Source organism: Streptomyces sp. NPDC028928 (assembly GCF_055564915.1).
On the sequence record NZ_JBVHVI010000012.1, the window covers coordinates 52,846 to 74,038 of the forward strand.

Annotated in this window: 15 protein-coding genes; 6 read left to right on the forward strand and 9 right to left on the reverse strand. The window is 72.7% G+C overall.

The genetic code is table 11. From position 1 onward, the window contains the following. Positions 1 to 12: 12 nt before the first annotated feature. Positions 13 to 504 (reverse strand): MarR family winged helix-turn-helix transcriptional regulator, encoded by a 492-nt coding sequence (locus ACZ4U1_RS27265; protein WP_467906761.1) that lies wholly within the window; start codon positions 502 to 504, stop codon positions 13 to 15. 243 nt (positions 505 to 747) lie between these two features. Here ACZ4U1_RS27265 and ACZ4U1_RS27270 point away from each other — a divergent pair, with 243 nt between their 5' ends. Both ACZ4U1_RS27270 and ACZ4U1_RS27275 read left to right on the forward strand, forming a co-directional pair. Next, on the forward strand, positions 748 to 1,587 hold the full coding sequence (locus ACZ4U1_RS27270; protein ID WP_467906762.1) for a lysozyme: 840 nt from the start codon (positions 748 to 750) through the stop codon (positions 1,585 to 1,587). Between the two features lie 132 nt (positions 1,588 to 1,719). After that, a complete protein-coding gene (locus ACZ4U1_RS27275; protein ID WP_467906763.1) occupies positions 1,720 to 4,077 on the forward strand; it encodes a SpoIIE family protein phosphatase in 2,358 nt (785 codons plus the stop codon). 55 nt (positions 4,078 to 4,132) lie between these two features. Here the strand turns inward: ACZ4U1_RS27275 and ACZ4U1_RS27280 are convergent, their stop codons facing one another. The 5 genes from ACZ4U1_RS27280 to ACZ4U1_RS27300 form a co-directional block, all read right to left on the reverse strand. Then, a complete protein-coding gene (locus ACZ4U1_RS27280; RefSeq protein WP_467906764.1) occupies positions 4,133 to 4,339 on the reverse strand; it encodes a hypothetical protein in 207 nt (68 codons plus the stop codon). A gap of 81 nt (positions 4,340 to 4,420) precedes the next feature. After that, positions 4,421 to 4,684 (reverse strand): hypothetical protein, encoded by a 264-nt coding sequence (locus tag ACZ4U1_RS27285; protein WP_467906766.1) that lies wholly within the window; start codon positions 4,682 to 4,684, stop codon positions 4,421 to 4,423. Between the two features lie 146 nt (positions 4,685 to 4,830). Further along, on the reverse strand, positions 4,831 to 5,856 hold the full coding sequence (locus tag ACZ4U1_RS27290; protein ID WP_467906767.1) for a serine/threonine-protein kinase: 1,026 nt from the start codon (positions 5,854 to 5,856) through the stop codon (positions 4,831 to 4,833). 119 nt (positions 5,857 to 5,975) lie between these two features. Next, a complete protein-coding gene (gene lon / locus ACZ4U1_RS27295; protein WP_467906769.1) occupies positions 5,976 to 8,396 on the reverse strand; it encodes an endopeptidase La in 2,421 nt (806 codons plus the stop codon). 126 nt (positions 8,397 to 8,522) lie between these two features. Further along, positions 8,523 to 9,311, reverse strand: a complete 789-nt coding sequence (locus tag ACZ4U1_RS27300; protein ID WP_467906771.1) for a rhomboid-like protein — start codon at positions 9,309 to 9,311, stop codon at positions 8,523 to 8,525. Between the two features lie 194 nt (positions 9,312 to 9,505). Here ACZ4U1_RS27300 and ACZ4U1_RS27305 point away from each other — a divergent pair, with 194 nt between their 5' ends. The 4 genes from ACZ4U1_RS27305 (at position 9,506) to ACZ4U1_RS27320 (ending at position 16,262) form a co-directional block, all read left to right on the forward strand. Continuing rightward, entirely contained in the window at positions 9,506 to 10,183 is a 678-nt protein-coding gene (locus ACZ4U1_RS27305; protein WP_467906773.1) for a spermine/spermidine synthase domain-containing protein, read from the forward strand. A gap of 112 nt (positions 10,184 to 10,295) precedes the next feature. Next, positions 10,296 to 11,036 (forward strand): response regulator transcription factor, encoded by a 741-nt coding sequence (locus tag ACZ4U1_RS27310; protein ID WP_189306523.1) that lies wholly within the window; start codon positions 10,296 to 10,298, stop codon positions 11,034 to 11,036. After that, positions 11,033 to 12,157 carry a HAMP domain-containing sensor histidine kinase gene (locus ACZ4U1_RS27315; RefSeq protein WP_467906775.1) on the forward strand — a complete coding sequence of 375 codons (1,125 nt, stop codon included), beginning with the start codon at positions 11,033 to 11,035 and terminating at the stop codon, positions 12,155 to 12,157. The genes ACZ4U1_RS27310 and ACZ4U1_RS27315 overlap by 4 nt, the downstream gene beginning before the upstream one ends. A gap of 301 nt (positions 12,158 to 12,458) precedes the next feature. Next, entirely contained in the window at positions 12,459 to 16,262 is a 3,804-nt protein-coding gene (locus ACZ4U1_RS27320; RefSeq protein ID WP_467906777.1) for a multifunctional oxoglutarate decarboxylase/oxoglutarate dehydrogenase thiamine pyrophosphate-binding subunit/dihydrolipoyllysine-residue succinyltransferase subunit, read from the forward strand. An 83-nt stretch (positions 16,263 to 16,345) separates the two neighbouring features. Here the strand turns inward: ACZ4U1_RS27320 and fxsT are convergent, their stop codons facing one another. From fxsT to ACZ4U1_RS27335, 3 genes are all read right to left on the reverse strand, one after another. Further along, complete coding sequence (fxsT, locus tag ACZ4U1_RS27325) at positions 16,346 to 19,348, reverse strand: FxSxx-COOH system tetratricopeptide repeat protein (protein ID WP_467906779.1); 3,003 nt, start codon at positions 19,346 to 19,348, stop codon at positions 16,346 to 16,348. An 83-nt stretch (positions 19,349 to 19,431) separates the two neighbouring features. Further along, on the reverse strand, positions 19,432 to 20,859 hold the full coding sequence (locus tag ACZ4U1_RS27330; protein ID WP_467906781.1) for an aKG-HExxH-type peptide beta-hydroxylase: 1,428 nt from the start codon (positions 20,857 to 20,859) through the stop codon (positions 19,432 to 19,434). After that, complete coding sequence (locus ACZ4U1_RS27335; RefSeq protein ID WP_467906783.1) at positions 20,856 to 21,131, reverse strand: hypothetical protein; 276 nt, start codon at positions 21,129 to 21,131, stop codon at positions 20,856 to 20,858. Before ACZ4U1_RS27335 ends, ACZ4U1_RS27330 begins: the two co-directional genes overlap by 4 nt. Between the last annotated feature and the right edge of the window lie 62 nt (positions 21,132 to 21,193).

The window sequence follows — 21,193 nt, forward strand, 5'->3', positions numbered from 1 at the left end:
CCCGGGGCCGGGTTATTTCGCCATGACGCCGTTCAGCTCGTGGAGCAGCCGGGCCAGTTCGGCGACCTCGCGGCGGTCCCAGTGGGCCAGCTGGCGGACGTAGCGGGCGCGGCGGGCCTCGCGGACCGTGCCGACGCGGCGGCGGCCCTCCTCGGTGAGGGTGACGAGCCAGGCGCGGCCGTCGGCGGGGTCGGGTTCGCGGGCGATCAGGCCCAGGTCCTCCAGAGCCCGCAGCTGGCGGGACATGGTGGCCTTGCCGACGCCGATGTAGGCGGCGAGTTCCGTGGCCCGCTGACCGCCGAGTTCGTCCAGCCGGATGAGCAGGCCGTACGCGGAGGACTCCAGGTCGGGGTGGACCTCCCGGGCCATCTCCCCCTGGTTGGCGCGGGCGCGCCGGAGCAGCACGGTCAACTCGCGCTCCAGTGCCAGGAATTCCTGGTCTGCACCACTGGGCGTCATCTGGCCGGCGGCGCCGTGCGCGCCGTCGTTTCCGTCCTCGTGCACGTCAGCACCCCTGCTCGGTTTCGCGGTCCTGAAAGTTTCTGTCAAAAGTCGTCATAGCCCCAGCTCCGTCAGTATTTCGCAGGCGTAGACCAACGGCGTCCTCCGGACCCCCTTCCCACGCCGTATCTACGTGCGTAGCTTCTTTACCACGCCCTTAATGGCATGCCCACGCCAGTGGGTGCGCCGGCGTCGTGAGCCCCCCACACAGCTCTCTCCCCCCACCCCACTCCCCGGAGGCACGCCATGCCCGTGCTCAGACCCGGCTCCCCCCGCCCCCGCTCCCTCCGCCCGCGTCCCCTCGCCGTCCTCCTCACGGCCCTGCTCGCGGCGCTCTCCCTCGCCCTCCCCCTCGCCTCCGCCCGGGCCGCGAGCACGCCCAGCCGCGGCTCCGCCTACATGGGCATGGGCGTCCTCGCCCACGACGGCCAGGCCGGCACGCCCACCACCGGTGACGTCACCCAGACCGAGGGCGTCGACGTCTCCGGCTACCAGGGCAACGTCGCCTGGTCGACCCTGTGGAACAGCGGGGTCCGCTGGGCGTACACGAAGGCGACGGAAGGCACGTACTACACGAACCCGTACTTCGCCCAGCAGTACAACGGCTCCTACAACGTCGGCATGATCCGCGGCGCCTACCACTTCGCCACCCCGGACACCACCAGCGGCGCCACCCAGGCCAACTACTTCGTGGACCACGGCGGCGGCTGGTCCCGCGACGGCAAGACCCTGCCCGGCGCCCTCGACATCGAGTGGAACCCGTACGGCGCCGCCTGCTACGGCAAGACCGCGAGCCAGATGGTCGGCTGGATCACCGACTTCGTCAACACCTACAAGTCGCGCACCAGCCGGTACCCGGTGATCTACACGGCTACCACCTGGTGGACCCAGTGCACCGGCAACTACGGCGGCTTCGCGGCGAACAACCCGCTGTGGATCGCCCGCTACGCCTCCGACCCGGGGACGCTGCCGGCCGGGTGGTCGTACTACACCATGTGGCAGTACACCTCGTCCGGCCCCACCGTCGGCGACCACGACAAGTTCAACGGAGCACTGGACCGGGTCCAGGCACTGGCACTCGGCTGACACACCACTCCTCCCGGGCGACGGCCCCCGCCGGCGGGGGCCGTCGGTTGCGCCGCGCTGCGTTGGTGCTCCGCGCCGCCCGGGATCATGCTGGTCAGGAGAGCCTGCCGAGCAAGGGCGAGATGAGCGGCGATGGAGCGACAGTCGACGTACACGGCCACGGCCACCATCGATGAACAGGGCATCCTGACCGGCTGGAGCGAGGGCGCGCGGCGACTGCTCGGCTACGACTCCCCGGCGGTGGTCGGCCGGCCCGCCACCGCACTGCTCGCCACCGACGCCGCGGCGGTCCGGCGGATGCTGGCCGGCCGCACCCGCTGGAACGGCACCCTCCCGCTGCGCCACCAGGACGGCCGGCACCTGGAACTCGGCGTGCTCGCCCACCGCCGCACCTCGGGCACCGGGGCCACCGACTGGCTCGTGGTGAGCGCCGTGACGGCCCGGCCCCAGCCGCCCCGGGGCGAACCGCTGGAGGAGTGGACGTTCCTCCAGTCCCCCTTTCCCCTGGCGATCTTCGACGCGGAGCTGCGCCTGGTGCGCGCCAACCGCCGGCTGGAGCGCGCCCTGGCCCTGCCCGAGGCGGCGATGCGCGGGCTGAGCCTCGCCCACATCGTGCCGGGGGCATCGAGCGAGGAGGCCCACCGGGCGATGCGGCTGGCGCTGGAGTCCGGCCGGCCGCAGGAGGCGCGGGGCCGGCTCGGCCCGGACCTCGGCCGGACCACCCTCACCCCGCTCAAGGACGCCGACGGCCGGGTACGGGCCGTCTGCCTGTCCGTGGCGCAGCCGTCCCAGGAGGCCGCCGTCCGGCCCCGTCCCCCCGCCGAGTCCGACTCGGCCGTCGGGACGGCGGCGGACCAGACCCGCGCCGCCCAGGAGCTCGGCGAGGTCACCGTCCCCCGGCTGGCCGACGCCATGACCGTCGACCTGCTGGACTCCCCGCTGACCGGCACCGAGGCCGGCCGCCCCGGGCCGGAACAGTTCGTGCTGCGCCGGGCCGCCCTGCGCGCGGTCCCGGACGGCGCGGGGTCCGCGGTGGGCACCGGTGTCGGCGAGGCGGTCGTCTGCCCGGCCGACTCGCCGCCCGCCCGCTGTCTGACGCTGGCCGGCCCGCAGCTGTACGACACGGCGGACCCGGCGGTCGCCCAGTGGGCGGCGCTGGACCCGGGCGCCGCGTGGCTGCGCGCGTCCGGGGCGCACGCCCTGCTGGCGGTGCCGCTGCGCGCCCCGGGCGGCACGCTCGGCGTCGCCCTGTTCGGCCGGCACCCGGAACGGGGTCCCTTCGGCCCGGAGGAGCTGCGGCTCGCCGAGGAGTTCGCCGCCAAGGCCGCCGCCGGCATCGAGCAGGCCCGCGGCTACTCCCGGTCCCGCACCACCACCATGGCCCTGCAGCGCAGCCTGCTGCCGCACACGCTGCCCGAGCAGGAGGCCCTGGAGATCGCCACCCGCTATCTGCCGGCCGCGACCCGGGCCGGCGTGGGCGGCGACTGGTTCGACGTGATCCCGCTGTCCGGGGCGCGGGTGGCACTGGTCGTGGGCGACGTGGTGGGCCACGGCATCCGTGCCTCCGCCACCATGGGCCGGCTGCGCACGGCGGTGCGCACCCTGGCCGACGTGGACCTGCCGGCCGACGAGCTGCTCACCCACCTGGACGACCTGGTGCTGCGGCTCGCCGCCGACGAGGGCACCGCGGACCCGGACGCCGACTCCGCCGGCGGCATCGGCACGACCTGTCTGTACGCCGTCTACGACCCGGTCTCGCGCCGGTGCTCCATGGCCCGGGCCGGGCATCCGCCGCCCGCCACGGTGACCCCGGACGGCACCGTCCGCTTCCTGGACGTGCCCGCGGGGCCGCCGCTCGGGCTGGGCGGGCTGCCCTTCGAGGCGTTCGAGACGGAACTGCCCGAGGGCAGCCTGCTCGCCCTCTACACCGACGGTCTGCTGGAGGCCCGCGACCACGACATCGACGAGGCGCTGGACAAGATGTTCGTCGCCCTCGGCCGCCCCGCGAAGTCGCTGGACTCGGTGTGCGACCGGGTCCTCACCGACCTGCTCAGCCACCGTCCCGACGACGACATCGCCCTGCTGGTGGCCCGTACCCGGGCGCTGCACGAGGATCTGGTCGCCTCCTGGCAGCTGGACGACCAGCCCACGGTCGTCTCCCTGGCCCGCCGGTACGCCACCGACCAGCTGTCCGTCTGGGGCCTGGAGGAGGCCTCGTTCACCACCGAGCTGATGGTCAGCGAGCTGGTGACCAACGCCATCCGGTACGGCCGCCCGCCGATCCGGCTCCGGCTGATCCACCAGGGCACCAAACTGATCAGCGAGGTCTACGACTCCAGCGGCACCACCCCGCACATGCGGCGGGCCCGGATCTTCGACGAGGGCGGCCGGGGCCTGCTGCTGGTCGCCCAGCTCGCCGATCGCTGGGGCACCCGGCACGACCGGGTGGGCAAGACGGTGTGGGCGGAGCAGTCGCTGACCACGCTCTGACCCCGCACACGGACGCGCCCCCGCCCCGCCGCGGGGAGCGGCGGGGCGGGGGCGGCTAGTCCCAGGAGAAGTCCCAGGAGAAGTCCCAGGAGAAGGAGTCCCCGTGGTGCTCCTGGTGCTGGTGCTCGTGCGCCGGGGCGTGGACCGCCGTCGGTGAGACGGCGGGCAGCAGAGCGCCTCCAGCGACCGCACCGGCCGAGACGGCGATCACTGCCAGCCGCCTGCCCCGCAGCCAGCCGCGCTCCGCCCAGGTCCTGATCATGCGCTTCACAGTTCTCTCCTGCCTCGTTGCGGCCCACACGTCCAGTGGGCCGCACCGGCGGGGTGGGGGGGTCGGCCGGGCCTAGTGGTCGTCCCAGACCCACTTGCAGACGTACTGGTGGTACCCCTGGTGCCACCAGCAGTAGTAGTGCTTGTGGTGGTGGCCGTGGTGGTCGTGGTGGTCGTGGTCCTTGTGCGCCGGTGCCTGGGCGACCGTCGGCGCGGGGGCCGCGCTCGCGGTGACGGCCGGCAGCATCACCCCTCCGGCAACGGCACCGGCCGAGACGACGATCGCGGCCAGCCGCCTTCCCCGCATCCACTGGCTCACCACTCGGGTCCTGATCACGTGCTTCACGGTTCTCTCCTGCCTCGTTCCGCGGGTCCTGGTCGGTGTCCGGTGTCTCCGGTGCGGCCCGCACTTCAAGTACGCCGGAACGGCAGGGCTGGGTCATGTTCCGAGGACTCGGGACTTGACGGCGGGGGACGCGGCCCCTAGTGGGGCGTCCGGAGCACGGGACCGGCCCAGGAGGGCGGCTCGGGAGGCTCGGGCGGCTCGGGCGGCGGGGGCGTCTCGGCCCGCGCCGCGCCCGGGCCCGCGCAGGCGCCGGCCGGGGGCAGGTCCGCCGACACCGGCGTGGATCCGCCCCGGCCGGCCCCGCCGACGGCGCCGCGCAGGGCCGCCACGAACTCCAGGCAGGTGTCGTAGCGGTCGTCGGGAATCTTGGCCAGGGCCCGGTGCAGCACCTCGTCCGCCGCGGCGGGGATGTCCGGCCGCTCCGTGCTCAGCGCGGGCGGCGGGTCGTACTGGTGGGCCCAGAGCAGCTCGAGGTGGTCCGCCCGCTGGAAGGGCGGGGCGCCCGCGAGGGTCTCGTGGACCACACAGGCGAGGCTGTACTGGTCGGACCGGCCGTCCACCGGGCGCCCGGCGATCCGCTCGGGTGCCACGTAGTCCAGCGTGCCGACGAACTCGCCCGCCGTGGTGAACCCGGTGAGCGACAGGGACTTCTTCGCCAGCCCGAAGTCGGTGAGGTACACGTGCTCCGGGTGGTCGCTGTCGACGCCCTTGGCGATCAGCACGTTGCCGGGCTTGACGTCCCGGTGCACCAGGTCGCGGGCGTGGGCCGCGTCGAGCGCGGAGGCGAGCTGGGCGGCGATGCGCAGCGCGGCCGGCACCGGGAGGGGGCCCTCGCGGTCGAGCAGGGCGCGCAGGTCGAGGCCGGCGACGAAGCACATGGCGATGTACAGCACCCCGTCGGCCTCGCCGGCCTCGAAGACCGGCACGATGTTGGGGTGGTCGATGGCGGCGGCCACCCGGGACTCCTGGGCGAAGCGGTTGCGGAAGGCCTCGTTGCGGGTGTACTCGGGGGCGAGCAGTTTCAGGGCGACCGTACGGCCGAGGCGCAGGTCCTTGGCGCAGTAGACGACGGCCATCCCGCCACGGCCGAGTTCGCGCTCCACCCGGTAGCCCGCGATCTCGGCCCCGATCAGGCCGGAGGCGCTCTCGGGAGCCCACGTCACGTCTGAATTCTACCGAGTGATCCCTTTTCGGGCCCATGGCGAGGGCGTGGCCGGCACGCACGGGGAAGGCCCGGGCCTCCGTCACGGAACCCGGGCCCTCCCTCATCCGGAAGCGGTCGTCACGCCGCTACCGGAACCTCCGGCGCCGCGTCGCTCGTGGCGGGCGCGAGCGCCAGTTCCAGGACCTGGCGGACATCGGTCACGGCGTGGACGTCCAGCTTGTCCAGCACCTCGGCCGGGACGTCGTCCAGGTCGGGCTCGTTGCGCTTGGGGATGATCACGGTGGTCACCCCGGCGCGGTGGGCGGCGAGCAGCTTCTGCTTCACGCCGCCGATCGGCAGCACCCGGCCGGTCAGCGAGACCTCGCCGGTCATGGCGACGTCGGTGCGGACCAGGCGGCCGGAGAGCAGCGAGGCGAGGGCCGTGGTCATCGTGATGCCCGCGCTCGGGCCGTCCTTCGGCACCGCGCCCGCCGGGAAGTGGATGTGCACGCCCCGGTCCTTCAGGTCGGCCACCGGCAGCTCCAGTTCGGCGCCGTGGCTGCGCAGGAAGCTCAGGGCGATCTGCGCCGACTCCTTCATCACGTCGCCCAGCTGGCCGGTCAGGGTCAGCCCCGCCGCGCCGGTCTCCGGGTCGGCCAGGGAGGCCTCCACGTACAGCACGTCGCCGCCGGCGCCGGTGACCGCGAGGCCGGTCGCCACGCCGGGCACGGCCGTCCGGCGCTCGGCCGGGTCCTGGGCGGACTCGGGCACGTGGTGCGGGCGGCCGATCAGCGCGCGCAGATCGCCGTCGGTGACGGTGAACGGCAGCTCGCGCTCGCCGAGTTCGTTCTGGGCGGCGATCTTCCGCAGCAGCCGGGCGATGGACCGCTCCAGGGTCCGCACGCCCGCCTCGCGGGTGTACTCGCCGGCGAGCTTGCGCAGCGCGCTCTCGTCCAGCGTGACCTCGTCCTTGTCCAGGCCGGCCCGCTCCAGCTGGCGCGGGAGCAGGTGGTCGCGGGCGATGACGACCTTCTCGTCCTCGGTGTAGCCGTCCAGGCGGACGATCTCCATCCGGTCCGCGAGAGCCTCCGGGATCGCCTCCAGGACGTTGGCGGTGGCGAGGAAGACCACGTCGGACAGGTCCAGCTCGACCTCCAGGTAGTGGTCCCGGAAGGTGTGGTTCTGCGCCGGGTCGAGCACTTCGAGGAGGGCGGCGGCCGGGTCGCCCCGGAAGTCGGAGCCCACCTTGTCGATCTCGTCCAGCAGGACCACCGGGTTCATCGACCCGGCCTCCTTGATCGCGCGCACGATCCGGCCGGGCAGCGCACCGACGTACGTACGGCGGTGACCGCGGATCTCGGCCTCGTCGCGGACGCCGCCGAGGGCGACCCGGACGAACTTGCGGCCCATGGCGTGCGCGACACTCTCCCCCAGGCTGGTCTTTCCGACACCAGGGGGGCCGACCAGGGCGAGTACGGCACCGCCGCGCCGCCCGCCGATGACACCCAGGCCCCGGTCGGTGCGCCGCTTGCGCACGGCCAGGTACTCGGTGATGCGCTCCTTCACGTCCTCCAGACCGGCGTGCTCGGCGTCCAGCACCGCCTTCGCGCCCTGGATGTCGTACGCGTCCTCGGTCCGCTCGTTCCACGGCATTTCCAGGACGGTGTCCAGCCAGGTGCGGATCCAGGAGCCCTCCGGCGACTGGTCGGAGGCGCGCTCCAGCTTGTCGACCTCCTTCAGGGCGGCCTCGCGGACCTTCTCCGGCAGGTCGGCGGCCTCGACGCGGGCGCGGTAGTCGTCGGACTCCTCTCCCTCCTTCTCGCCGTTCAGCTCGCGCAACTCCTTGCGCACGGCCTCCAGCTGACGGCGCAGCAGGAACTCGCGCTGCTGCTTGTCGACGCCCTCCTGGACGTCCTTGGCGATGGTCTCGGCGACGTCCTGCTCCGCGAGGTGGTCGCGCAGCTGCTGCGTGGCGAGCTTGAGGCGGGCCACCGGATCGGCCGTCTCCAGCAGTTCGACCTTCTGCTCGGTGGTCAGGAACGGCGAGTAGCCGGAGTTGTCGGCGAGCGCCGACACGTCGTCGATGGCCTGGACGCGGTCCACGACCTGCCAGGCGCCGCGCTTCTTCAGCCAGGTGGTGGCGAGCGCCTTGTACTCCTTGACCAGCTCCGCCACCTGACCCGGCAGCGGCTCCGGCACGCTCTCCTCGACGCGGGCGCCCTCGACCCAGAGCGCGGCGCCCGGGCCGGTGGTGCCGGCGCCGATGCGGACCCGGCTCCGGCCGCGGATCAGGGCCCCCGGGTCACCGTCGGCCAGCCGGCCGACCTGCTCGACCGTGCCGAGGACGCCGGTCTTCGCGTACGTGCCGTCGATGCGCGGCACCAGCAGCACCTTGGGCTTTCCGGGTTCGGAGCGGGCGGCGGCCTGCGCGGCCTCCACCGCGGCCCGCACCTCGGCGTCGCTCAGGTCCAGCGGAACCACCATCCCGGGCAGCACGACCTCGTCGTCGAGCGGCAGCACGGGCAGGGTCAGCGTGAACGCCGGTGACTCAGCAGCCATGATCTCCCCTTCGGCAGTCAACTTGAGCTATGCCGACTCAATGTTCTGGCGCCTCGCATTGTTCCCGAGTGTGTGTTCGCTGTGAGCGATCATGTGCGCCAAAGGGGGACGAGCTGCGGGCACCCCTCAGGTCGCCTGGTGCCGGCGGCGTACGAAAGGCCAGGCCGATACGCCGATCGCCAGGGCGATCAGATGGCCCCAGTCGGTCAGGGGATCGGCGTACGCCAGCAGGTCGTTCAGGAGCGCGCCGGCCGCCACTGCCAGCAGGGGCCAGCGCAGCCACGGGCGGAGCAGGCCCGCCAGGGCCCCCGTGCTGGCGGCCACGCCGAAGCTGATGCCGTAGTCCAGGCGGTGCAGCGAGGTCTCGGGCAGGTGGCCGACGAGGACGGCGAGGCCCACCGGGACCTCGGTGGCGAGGGTGGCCAGGACATGGCCGGCCAGGAAGACTCCGGCGGCCCGCAGCCCGCCCGTCCGCCGCTCCAGCGCGGTGAGCACCAGCACGAAGGCGACGGCGTACGGCGAGACGATCCCGCCCGCGATCCACAGCGCGCTCGCCAGCAGCACCAGCACGGGCGTGCGTACCAGGTGGGCCACGTCCGTACTGGAGTCCTGGTACAGCGTGTGCACCAGGCCGGGGTCGGCCAGGGTCGCGACCAGGGAGGTGACGGCCAGGACGGCCGCGTAGGCGAAGGTGAACGGGGTGCCGGCGGGGGTCGGCAGCAGGTGCCAGGGGCGGGGCAGCGGGCGGGGCGGGGGCGCGGCCGGAGCGGGGGGCGCGGCGGCGCGCTGGCGGGGTATGCCGTCCAGCAGGCCCGCGAGGACCGGGGGCACGGCGGCGGCCGTGCCGTCCGGAAGGGGCGTGCCCGGCGCGGGCGGGGACGCCTCCTGCGCGGGGCCCTTCGTGCTCCGTTCCACGGTGAGGCGCTCCTTCCGTCACGCCCCACCCTTCGCGCTCGGTGTGCCGCTGTCTATGACCGACGCCACGCGAGAGCGGTTTCACAGCAACCTCTCACCGGCCGGCCGCGTCCGGGCCCCGGCCCGCGGCACACGTCCGGGGCGTCATGCGCAATTCCCGTGAATGCCCAGCGCCGTTCAAGCAGGATGGGGGCATGACTGCCGTGTACGACTCTCCTGTTGTCCTGGACCGGCGCGACGGCCCGTACGGCGAGGTGGTGCTGCGCAGACACGGCGCGCTGCTGCAGATCATCGCCAACGGCTGCTTCCTGATGGACACCTCCGACGGCCGTTCGGAGCGGCTGCTGGTCGACGCGGCCCGTGCCGCGCTGGACGGGCGGCCGGCGCCCGAGGTGCTGATCGGCGGGCTGGGCGTGGGGTTCTCGCTCGCACACGCCGCCGCCGACCCCCGGTGGGGACGGATCACCGTGGTGGAGCGGGAGCCCGCCGTCATCGGCTGGCACCGGGACGGACCGCTGGCCGAGGTGTCCGCGGGCGCGCTCGCCGACCCGCGGACCACGATCGTGGAAGCGGATCTCGTGAGATACGTCAATGAGACATCGGACACGTTCGACGCGCTGTGCCTCGACATCGACAACGGGCCCGGCTGGACCGTCACGGAGGACAACGACAGCCTCTACTCGCCGGCCGGACTCGCCGCGTGCGCACGGGTGTTGAGGCCCGGCGGAGTGCTCGCGGTGTGGTCCGCCGAGCCCTCTCCGGAATTTGAAGGAAGCTTGCGGAATGCCGGGTTCCAGCAGGTGCGTACCGAAGAGGTGCCGGTTGCCCGGGGCGTTCCGGACGCCGTCCACCTCGGTGTCCGACCTGGATAGCGACAGCGCGGTGAGTCCCCGTAATGTGCTGCCCTGACGCGGATCATTCAAGCGTCAAACGCAGACATGGGATCACCCCACGGATTCCGGAAAGCAACAACAGGGGCGGGCGATGGAGCAGACACACACCTCCCAGAGCGGCGCGGCGACGACCACCCCGGGCGCACAGCGCCGGGTGCTGGTCGTCGAGGACGATCCCACGATCGTCGACGCCATCGCGGCCCGGCTCCGCGCCGAGGGATTTCTGGTGCAAACGGCGGCCGACGGTCCGGCCGCGGTCGACACGGCCGAGGCCTGGCAGCCCGACCTGCTGATCCTCGACATCATGCTGCCCGGCTTCGACGGGCTGGAGGTGTGCCGGCGGGTGCAGGCCCAGCGGCCGGTGCCGGTGCTGATGCTGACCGCGCGGGACGACGAGACGGACATGCTGGTCGGGCTCGGCGTCGGCGCCGACGACTACATGACCAAGCCGTTCTCGATGCGGGAGCTGGCGGCACGCGTGCACGTGCTGCTGCGCCGGGTGGAGCGGGCCGCGCTGGCCGCCGCCACGCCCCGCTCCGGCATCCTGCGCCTCGGCGAGCTGGAGATCGACCACGCGCAGCGCAGGGTGCGGGTGAAGTCCGAGGACGTCCACCTGACGCCCACCGAGTTCGACCTGCTGGTGTGCCTGGCGAACACCCCGCGCGCGGTGCTCTCCCGGGAGCAGCTGCTGGCCGAGGTGTGGGACTGGGCGGACGCCTCCGGCACCCGCACGGTCGACAGCCACATCAAGGCGCTGCGGCGGAAGATCGGCGCCGAGCGGATCCGTACGGTGCACGGCGTGGGCTACGCGCTGGAGACACCGACCCCGTGAGCGGCGACGGGCGCCGGACCGCACGGAGGAGCCCCGGGAACCTCGGCGAGGACCCCTGGGGCGGCGTACGCCCGTTCTCGATCAAGACCAAGCTGGGCGCGCTGGTCGTCATCTCGGTGCTGATCACCACCGGTCTGTCGATCGTCGCGGTGCACACCAAGACGGAGCTGCGCTTCATCACGGTGTTCTCGATGATCGCCACGCTGCTGATCACGCAGTTCGTGGCGCACTCGCTCACCATGCCGCTGGACGAGATGAACGCGGTGGCCCGCTCCATCTCCCAGGGCGACTACACCCGCCGGGTGCGCGAGAACCGGCGGGACGAACTCGGCGACCTGGCCCAGACGATCAACGTCATGGCCGACGAGCTGGAGGCCCAGGACAGCCAGCGCAAGGAGCTGGTCGCGAACGTCTCCCACGAGCTGCGCACGCCCATCGCCGGGCTGCGCGCGGTGCTGGAGAACATCGTGGACGGGGTCACCGAGGCCGACCCGGAGACCATGCGGACGGCCCTGAAGCAGACCGAGCGGCTCGGCCGCCTGGTGGAGACCCTGCTGGACCTGTCGCGGCTGGACAACGGCGTCGTACCGCTGAAGCTGCGCCGGTTCGAGGTGTGGCCGTATCTGTCGGGCGTGCTGAAGGAGGCCAACATGGTCGCCTCCGCCCGCGCGGGCATCGCCTCCGGTTCCGGCAGCCACACGCGCACGGACGTCCATCTGCACCTCGACGTCTCCCCGCCGGAGCTGACCGCGCACGCCGACCCCGAGCGCATCCACCAGGTCGTCGCCAACCTGATCGACAACGCGGTCAAGCACAGCCCGCCGCACGGCCGGGTGACCGTGCGGGCGCGGCGCGGACCGCAGCCGGAGTCGCTGGAACTGGAGGTCCTGGACGAGGGCCCCGGCATACCCCGGTCCGACTGGCACCGGGTGTTCGAGCGGTTCAACCGGGGTGCCGTCACCCGGCCGCACGGTCCGGGCAGCGACGGCGGTACGGGGCTGGGGCTGGCCATCGCCCGGTGGGCGGTGGATCTGCACGGCGGCCGGATCGGTGTGGCCGAATCCGAGCGGGGCTGCCGGATCATCGTCACTCTTCCGGGACTGACTTCCGTCCCAAGTTGACGTAAAGTCCGAACCGGAAGCACAAGATCCACGACGGTCGCTGCCGCTCCGCGCAGCTGGACACGTGTGATCGGGGCAGGCCCGCGCCACCCGTCGAACGAAGACGCGCCGGGCCCGGGCCCGCGCACCCTCTCACATGCGGAACCACGCTTGTTTCCCGCCATTTCAAGCCCTGAAACAAGATTCTTGATGTGACTTACACGACGATGACCTTGCTCGACCTGACCTTCCCGGCCATGGAGGCGTAGCCTTTATTCCCGCTGTCCATCACCTTGTGAAGCGGAAGAGGGCGGTTGCCGCCGTGTCGCCACAGTCCCCCAGTAACTCGAGCATCTCCACCGACGACCAAGCCGGGAAGAACCCCGCTGCCGCGTTCGGTCCGAACGAGTGGCTCGTCGACGAGATCTATCAGCAGTACCTCCAGGACCCGAATTCGGTAGACCGCGCCTGGTGGGACTTCTTCGCCGATTACAAGCCGGGGGCTCCTGCCACCCCGGCTCCGGCGGGTACTGCGGCCACGGGGGCCGCAGAGACCACCACGGCCCCGAAGCCCCAGCCCGCGGCCCCGGCCCCGGCCCCCCAGGCCGCCGCCCCGGCTCCCGCGAAGCCCGCCGCGGCCCCCGCTCAGGCCCCGGCTCCCGCGGCCAAGGCCGCCCCCGCCCCGGCCAAGCCGGCGCAGCCCGCACAGGCGCCCGCTCAGCCCAAGGCGAAGGCCGTCCCCGCGAAGGAAGCCCCCGAGGGTCCCGAGCTGATCACGCTGCGCGGCCCGTCCGCCGCGGTCGCGAAGAACATGGACGCCTCGCTGGAGATGCCGACCGCCACCTCGGTCCGCGCCGTCCCGGTGAAGCTGCTGTTCGACAACCGGATCGTCATCAACAACCACCTCAAGCGCGCCCGCGGCGGGAAGATCTCCTTCACGCACATCATCGGGTACGCGATGGTGCAGGCCATCAAGGCCATGCCGTCGATGAACTGGTCGTACGGCGTCAAGGACGGCAAGCCGACCCTGATCAAGCCGGCGCACGTCAACCTCGGCCTGGCCATCGACCTGGTGAAGCCCAACGGCGACCGCCAGCTCGTCGTGGCCGCCATCAAGAAGGCCGAGACGCTGAACTTCTTCGAGTTCTGGCAGGCCTACGAGGACATCGTCCGCCGCGCCCGTGACGGCAAGCTGACGATGGACGACTTCACCGGTGTGACGGTCTCCCTCACGAACCCCGGCGGCCTCGGCACCGTCCACTCCGTGCCGCGTCTGATGCCCGGCCAGTCCGTGATCATGGGCGTCGGCTCCATGGACTACCCGGCGGAGTTCCAGGGCACCAGCCAGGACACCCTGAACAAGCTCGGCGTCTCCAAGGTCATGACGCTCACGTCGACCTACGACCACCGGGTCATCCAGGGCGCCGCCTCCGGCGAGTTCCTGCGCACCGTCGCCAACCTGCTGCTCGGCGAGAACGGCTTCTACGACGACATCTTCGAGGCGCTGCGCATCCCGTACGAGCCGGTCCGCTGGCTGCGCGACATCGACGCCTCGCACGACGACGACGTCACCAAGGCCGCCCGCGTCTTCGAGCTGATCCACTCCTACCGGGTGCGCGGCCATGTCATGGCCGACACCGACCCGCTGGAGTACAAGCAGCGCAAGCACCCCGACCTGGACATCGTCGAGCACGGCCTCACCCTGTGGGACCTGGAGCGCGAGTTCGCCGTCGGCGGCTTCGCCGGCAAGTCGATGATGAAGCTGCGCGACATCCTCGGTGTGCTCCGCGACTCGTACTGCCGCACCACCGGCATCGAGTTCATGCACATCCAGGACCCCAAGCAGCGCAAGTGGATCCAGGACCGCGTGGAGCGCCCGCACTCCAAGATGGAGCGCGAGGAGCAGCTGCGCATCCTGCGCCGGCTGAACGCGGCGGAAGCCTTCGAGACGTTCCTGCAGACGAAGTACGTCGGCCAGAAGCGCTTCTCGCTGGAGGGCGGCGAGTCCGTCATCCCGCTGCTGGACGCGGTCATCGACTCCGCGGCCGAGTCCCGCCTGGACGAGGTCGTCATCGGCATGGCCCACCGCGGCCGGCTGAACGTGCTGGCCAACATCGTCGGCAAGTCGTACGCGCAGATCTTCCGCGAGTTCGAGGGCAACCTCGACCCGAAGTCGATGCACGGCTCCGGCGACGTGAAGTACCACCTGGGCGCCGAGGGCACCTTCACCGGCCTGGACGGCGAGCAGATCAAGGTCTCGCTGGTCGCCAACCCCTCCCACCTGGAGGCGGTGGACCCGGTCCTGGAGGGCGTCGCCCGCGCCAAGCAGGACATCATCAACAAGGGCGGCACGGACTTCACGGTCCTGCCGGTGGCGATCCACGGCGACGCGGCCTTCGCGGGCCAGGGCGTGGTGGCCGAGACCCTGAACATGTCGCAGCTGCGCGGCTACCGCACCGGCGGCACGGTCCACATCGTCATCAACAACCAGGTCGGCTTCACCGCCGCGCCCGAGTCCTCGCGTTCGTCGATGTACGCGACGGACGTCGCGCGCATGATCGAGGCCCCGATCTTCCACGTGAACGGTGACGACCCCGAGGCCGTCGTCCGCGTCGCGCGGCTCGCCTTCGAGTTCCGCCAGGCGTTCAACAAGGACGTGGTAATCGACCTCATCTGCTACCGCCGCCGCGGTCACAACGAGTCGGACAACCCGGCCTTCACCCAGCCGCTGATGTACGACCTGATCGACAAGAAGCGCTCGGTGCGCAAGCTCTACACCGAGTCCCTCATCGGTCGCGGCGACATCACCCTGGAAGAGGCCGAGCAGGCCCTGCAGGACTACCAGGGCCAGCTGGAGAAGGTCTTCACCGAGGTCCGCGAGGCCACCTCCCAGCCGGCCGTCGGCGACGTCCAGGCACCCCAGGACGGCTTCCCGGTCGCGGTCCCGACCGCGGTCTCCTCGGAGGTCGTCAAGCGGATCGCCGAGTCCCAGGTCAACATCCCCGACCACATCACCGTCCACCCGCGCCTCCAGCCGCAGCTGCAGCGCCGGGCGGCGATGGTCGAGGACGGCACGATCGACTGGGGCATGGGCGAGACCCTGGCCATCGGCTCCCTGCTGCTGGAGGGCACCCCGGTCCGCCTCGCGGGCCAGGACTCCCAGCGCGGCACCTTCGGCCAGCGGCACGCGGTGCTGATCGACCGGGAGACCGGCGAGGAGTACACCCCGCTGCAGTACCTCTCCGAGGACCAGGCCCGGCTGAACGTCTACAACTCGCTGCTCTCCGAGTACGCGGCGATGGGCTTCGAGTACGGCTACTCGCTGGCCCGCCCCGACGCGCTCGTGATGTGGGAGGCGCAGTTCGGCGACTTCGTCAACGGCGCGCAGACGGTCGTGGACGAGTTCATCTCGTCGGCGGAGCAGAAGTGGAGCCAGACGTCCGGCGTCGTCCTGCTCCTGCCGCACGGCTACGAGGGCCAGGGCCCGGACCACTCGTCCGCGCGTCCCGAGCGGTTCCTCCAGCTGTGTGCGCAGAACAACATGACGGTCGCCATGCCGACCTCGCCGTCGAACTACTTCCACCTCCTGCGGTGGCAGGTGCACAACCCGCACCACAAGCCGCTGGTCGTCTTCACCCCGAAGTCGATGCTGCGCCTGAAGGCCGCGGCCTCGAAGGCGGAGGAGTTCACGACGGGCGAGTTCCGCCCGGTCATCGGCGACAGCACGGTCGACCCGGCCGCGGTGCGCAAGGTCGTCTTCTGCGCCGGCAAGGTCTACTACGACCTGGAGGCCGAGCGGCAGAAGCGGGGTGCCACGGACACGGCGATCATCCGCATCGAGCGGCTGTACCCGCTGCCGGGTGCGGAGCTTCAGGCGGAGGTCAACAAGTACCCGAACGCCGAGAAGTACCTGTGGGCGCAGGAGGAGCCGGCGAACCAGGGTGCCTGGCCGTTCATCGCGCTCAACCTGATCGACCACCTGGACCTGGCGGTCGGCGCGGACATCCCGGCCGGCGAGCGCCTGCGCCGCATCTCGCGCCCGCACTCGTCGTCCCCGGCGGTGGGCTCCGCGAAGCGGCACCAGGCTGAGCAGGAGCAGCTGGTGCGCGAGGTCTTCGACGCGTAGTGCCTCCGGCGGTCAGCCGAAGGCAAGGGCCCGGTACCGAGTTTCTGCTCGGTACCGGGCCCTTCGCCTGCGTATGGGGCGCTTCAGCCCAGGTAGGCCTCGAAGTCCCAGTACGGGCGGACGCGTTGGCGGGCCGAGATGGTGTGGGGGTGCTGGGCGCCCAGTGTGCGGGTGAGGGCGAGCAAGGCGTCCTCCTCCAGCTTCCCGGCCTCGTCCTGTTCGTGGGCCGCGCGGAGGTCCGCGGCCAGCGCCACTTGGCAGGAGAGGGTCAGCGGGTGCTCGTGGCCCAGCGTGTGGCGGGAGCGGCGCAGGGTGTCCCGGCTCAGTTCCGTCGCGTCCTCGATCCGGCCGTTGAAGTTGCGCGCGCCGGCCGCGTTGAGGGCGCAGCCCAGGACCCACGGATGGTCCGGGCCGAGCGTGGCGCCGAGGCCGGCGAGGGCGGACTCGAACATGGACAGGGCCTCGCCGCGCTCGCCGGCCGCCTGCATCACCAGCCCGGTGTTGGAGAGCATCCCGGTGGCCACCGGGTGCGCGGGACCGAGCAGGGTCCGGTAGCCGGCCTCGGCCTCGTCGATGAGGTCGCGGGCCTGGCTGAGGTCACCGTGTTCCCGCAGGTAGTTGCCGTAGTTGGTGAGGAACGCCAGGGTGCGGTAGTGCTCACGGCCGTGCAGCTGGGTCAGCTGGTCCAGCAGGCCGGCCATGCCGGGCCCGACGTCCGGCGCGTGGCCGCCCTCGCGGCGCCGGCACATGGCCAGCTGGGAGCGGGCCTCGAGGGTCTGCGGATGCTGCGGGCCGAGCACCTGCACATGGAGCCGTACGACGGGTTCCTGGCGGGCCAGCGCCTCCCGGTAACGGCCCAGCAGGCGCAGGCTGTGGGTGACCGCGTTGCCCGAGTGCAGGGTGTTGATGTGCCGGGCGCGCAGCACGCTCTCGCGCCGGGCCAGGGTCTCCAGGTCGAGGTCGAGCGCCTCGGCGTACCTGCCCAGCATCCGCAGGGTGACCCCGAGGTTGTGCCGGGCGACCAGGGTGGGCGGCTCGTCCGGGCCGAGGAGCCGTTCGTTGCCGTCGAGGACCTCGCACTGGAGGTCGTACGCCTCCTGGTAGCGGCCCAGGGAGCGCAGGCCGGAGGCGATGGCGCTCTTGCTGACCAGCTCGCCGATCTCGTTGCGCCGGGGCGCTGCCCGCAGTTGCTGCAGCACGCCGCGGTGCAGCTCGTACAGCTCGCGGAAGCGGCCGCTGTTGCGCAGCATGTTGCCCTCCTGGGTGGCCAGGTCGAGCATCGGCTGGTCGATGGGGTCCATGAAGCGGGACCAGTGCGCGCGCACCTGCTGGGCCAGCTCCAGGCCGTTGCTGTACTCGCCGCTGCGGGTGCAGTACCGCAGACAGTTCAGCACCAGCTCCTGCACGCGCGGCTGCCGGCTCTCCAGCGCGCCGGAGGGTTCGAGGTGGGGCAGCAGTTCGGCGTAGCGCGGCCAGTTGCGGCTGTCGGCGGGGTTGCCGGGGTCGGCCTCGGCGAGCAGGGTGCGCACCGCCCGCCGGTGCAGTTCGTGGCTGCCGTCGCTGGTCAGCTTGGAGACGATGTCGTGGACGAGCCGGTGCATGTGCACCGACTCCTGGTGCGGGCCCATCTCGGCGGCGAGCGGGCCGCGGGTCTCGCGGGTGAGCACCGAGTAGTTGACCAGGGTGTCCAGGGCCCGGGTCCAGGCGGGCAGGTCGGTGGCCATCCAGCGCAGTTCCTCGGGCAGCTCGGCGCGCGGGTAGGCGCGGATGAGGCCGAGCGGGATGCGTCCGGGGGCGAAGGAGGTGCACAGTCCGAGCACCTCGATGGCCTGGGGCTGGGAGCGGCGCAGCCGGTTGAGCAGTATGGCCCAGGAGGTGAGGGAGGACTGCGGGAAGCCCTCGCCGGTGACGGGCTCGTCGACGGTGGACAGCCGGCGTTCGCGCACCATCCGCAGGTACTCGGCGGCCTCCATGCCGGACTCGCCGAGCCAGGAGGCGGCCTGCACCAGCGGCAGCGGCACGTCACCGAACTCGGCGGCCACCTCGTCGGCCTCACGCGCGGTGATGTGCGGGGCGCGGCGCATCAGGTAGGCGGTGGACTCGGGGCGCAGGAAGGCGGGGATCTTCAGCACGTCGGTGTGCTCGCTCCAGCCCCGGTTGCGGGAGGTGATCAGCACGTGCCCGGTGCCCTGCGGGAGCAGCGAGGTGACGCCGTCGGTGTCGTCCCAGCCGTCGAAGACCAGCAGCCAGTTCGCGTACGGCTCCCCGCGCCTGAGCGCGTTGCGGACCGCGCGGATGCGTTCGCCGGGCTCGCTGCCGATGCGCAGGCCGAGTTCGACGGCGAGTTCGCCGAGGCGGTCGCGCTGGATGGTGCGGTCGTCGCTGTTGACCCACCACACCAGGTCGTAGTCGGTGCTGAAGCGGTGCGCGTACTCGGCGGCCAGCTGGGTCTTGCCGATGCCGGACATGCCGACGAGCGTGCAGGCGGACGCGCCGCGCTCGGCGTCGGCGAGCCGCTGGTGGAGTTCGCCCAGCAGGTCGTCGCGGCCGGTGAAGCGCGGGTTGCGGCGGGGCACCTCGCCCCAGATCTCGCAGCGCTCGTCGGGGTAGCGGATCCGGCCGGGCAGGGTGCGGGGCCGGGCGAGGGGTTCGAGGCCGAGCCGGCGCAGCAGGCGTTCCTCGGCGGCCTCCTCGCTCAGCGCCCACAGGCTGGCCGGTTCGAGGACGGCGGTGGCGGGCAGCAGCGGCCGGTTGGTGAGGTTGACCGCGGCGAAGCGGTCGGCGTGGGCGGCGACGAAGCCGCGCAGCGCGTCGTTCCACTCGCCCGGCGGGCGCGGGCCCAGCTCGAAGAACCAGTCGTTGAGGACCAGCAGCACCTGTCCGCTGGCCAGGAGGAGGTCGCCGAGCGAGTCCTCCAGCGGCACCTCGCGCGGCGGGTCCCAGCGCTGCAGGGTGGCCCGGTGCCCGTGCCGCTCCAGGCACTGCGCGATCCACGCCGCCCACGAGCGGTAGTACCCCGGGAAGACCACGAGCACATGCTCGGGTGCCGCCGTACCGTTCGCGCCCGGCCGCCGCTGTTCCGCCATCGCCGCTCCCTGTTCCACCGCGGCCGCCTTCTCTCGTGGGCGGCCGCACGCATAACGTAACGCAATACTCCCTCTACGGAGCGTCAGCCCGGCGGATGGGCGCTCACCCCGAGGCGTGCGTGGTGGCTGCCCATGTGCCGGACGAACTCCCTTCCGTACGGGGTCAGTTCATCGGACTCAGTCAGCACGGACAAGGCTTCGGCGACCTGCTCCCGGCACACCTCGAACCGCTCGGCGGCGCGCCGCCGCCAGGACCGGGCGGGTCCGGTGCGGGCCCGCCACCACAGGTCCATGAGGGCCAGGTGGGCGTACGCGCCCTGGAGCACGCCCGGGACGGGACGCGGATCGCGCCGCCAGCCGACCCGGTGCAGGCTGCCGCCGGGCCGCCACAGCGGGACCAGCTCGTCCAGCACGGCCAGCTTGGTGTGGTGGGTCTCGTGCACCAGCAGTTCGGCCAGCTCCCGCCGGTCGGCCGGCAACTGGGCCAGGACGGCGCCGGGCGCGGTCCGCACGGTGGCGCTCAGCGCCGGTCCGGTGCCCGCGGGCGGCGCGAGCGGGACGACGGTACGGACCAGCGCGAGGGTCTCGGCGGCCCGGGCGGGGTGCGTCGCGGCCAGCAGGGCCTGCGCGTCCCGCCAGCGGGCGGCCCACGCGGCGGGGTCGGTGTACGGGCGCTCGGCCGCGGGCAGCGCCGCCGGTCCGATACCGCCCGCGGGCACCCGGTGGGGGTCGACGTCGTCGAGTACGGCGGTGCCGCCGGGCAGGGTGTGCAGCGCCGACCAGGCCAGGGCGGAGTCGGCGGACCAGCGAGTTCCGGGCCCGGCCGGGACGGAGTCGGCGGTCCACCGGGTGCCGAGCCCGGCCGGGGAGGAGTCGGCGGACCAGCGGGTCCCCGGGCCGACCGGGGAGGAGTCGGCGGTCCAGCGGGTCCCCGGGCCGGCCGGGGCGGGGCCGGGCAGCAGCAGGGTCCGGCCGGCGGCATCGGTGATCCGCAGCGCCCCGGCCCGGCCGGACAGCCGGACCGGGCCCGGGGCGCAGCGCAGCAGCCCGATGCCGGGCAGCGCCAGGGTGCCGGCCGGCAGCGCCCGGGTGGTGGTGAACCGGCAGCCGGCGCGCAGCGCGGCGGCGACGGCCACCGCGCCCAGACCGGCGACGCCGTCCGCGAGGTCCGGGCCGTCGGGCGCGGCGAGCGCCGCGGCCAGCCAGGCGCCGGTCGTCGGGTAGTCGAGCACGGCGCGTACGGCCGTGGCGTCGGTCCGCTCGGCCCGCTCCAGCAGTGCCCAGTCGTCCTCGTACCGCCGCCGTACCGCCGCGGGCAGGGTGCCGCCGGCGCGGTCGACCCGGACCAGGAGGGACTTCAGCAGCAGCATCCGCCGGGTGTGCAGGGCGGCCTGCAGGGCGGCGGTGGCCGCGGGCAGCGGCCGGGTGCGGGCCAGGGCGTCGAGGGTCGCGGGCGGGACCGGGCCGACGGGGCTGACCGGCTCCACCGGCCCCACGGCTCCGGCGGTCATGCCACGGTGTCCTCGCCGTGTAAGGGCTGCCGCGCGGGACCGGCCGAAAACGCTCGCCCGGGCCGGCCCGGCACGAGGTCGTCGTCTCCGGTGGTGTACCAGACCCGGCACAGCCCCTCCGGGTCGGCGAGCACCCCGGCGACGGCGGCGAGCACCGCCGGATCGTCCAGGGCACGCAGTGTCCGCAGGTCGATGTCGGTGAGGTCGGGCGGGAACGCGACCTGCGAGACGTCCTCGCCGAGGCCGGCCACCCGTGTCGTGAACTCCCCCACCTCGGCTCCTCCCTGCCCTACGCCCGCCCCGCGCAGCCGCAGTGGCTGCCGACTTCTTCCCG